This window comes from Methanobacterium sp. (genome assembly GCA_030017655.1).
Taxonomy (GTDB): Archaea; Methanobacteriota; Methanobacteria; order Methanobacteriales; family Methanobacteriaceae; genus Methanobacterium_D.
Genome location: JASEIM010000090.1, coordinates 1 through 578 on the forward strand (window position 1 = coordinate 1; position 578 = coordinate 578).

Annotated in this window: 2 protein-coding genes; one reads left to right on the forward strand and one right to left on the reverse strand. The window is 30.1% G+C overall.

Annotated features, from left to right (window positions below; translation table 11 throughout):
- Positions 1–318 (forward strand): hypothetical protein (locus QMD61_11765; protein ID MDI6725310.1); only part of this gene is annotated, 318 nt, incomplete at its 5' end.
- A gap of 16 nt (positions 319–334) precedes the next feature.
- Here QMD61_11765 and QMD61_11770 read toward each other — a convergent pair.
- A partial coding sequence (locus tag QMD61_11770) for a hypothetical protein (GenBank protein MDI6725311.1) occupies positions 335–578 on the reverse strand: 244 nt, incomplete at its 5' end.

A 578-nucleotide genomic window follows, 5' to 3' on the forward strand; every position in this document is an offset into this window, starting at 1 on the left:
AAAATTTCTTCATATCTTAAATTAGGTCATTTTGCTGCAGGTTTTATGATAATAGCCATTTCAACAGGTATACCTGAATTAGTAGTTAGTATAACTTCGGCAATAGAGGGAATACCAGAACTTTCTTTAGGAACTGTTTTAGGATCTAATGTTGTAAATTTATCATTTGTTTTAGGTACTGCCGTGTTAATTGCGGGTGGAATAAATTTTAGAGATGAGAATATAAAAAAAGAGCTAACTTATCCTTTTTTTATTGCTCTTTTACCTATAATACTGGCCATCGATCAAATCATATCTATTTTTGATGGTTTAATTTAATAATTGCATTTATTGTTTACATTTGGTTTGTATTTAGAAAAACCGATTTTGAAGAGGAAGAAGAAATAGTTAGCAAAAAACAATTTTTAAGGAGTTCTATACTATTTTCTTTAGGATTAATAGCCCTTTTAATTAGCGCCAGATATCTGGTTGAGTATACTTCTTTAATTGCTGTTGAAATTGGAATCCCTGTCTTTTTCATAGGTATTTTACTGGTTTCTTTTGGTACATCACTTCCCGAACTTGCGTTTGAGACTATT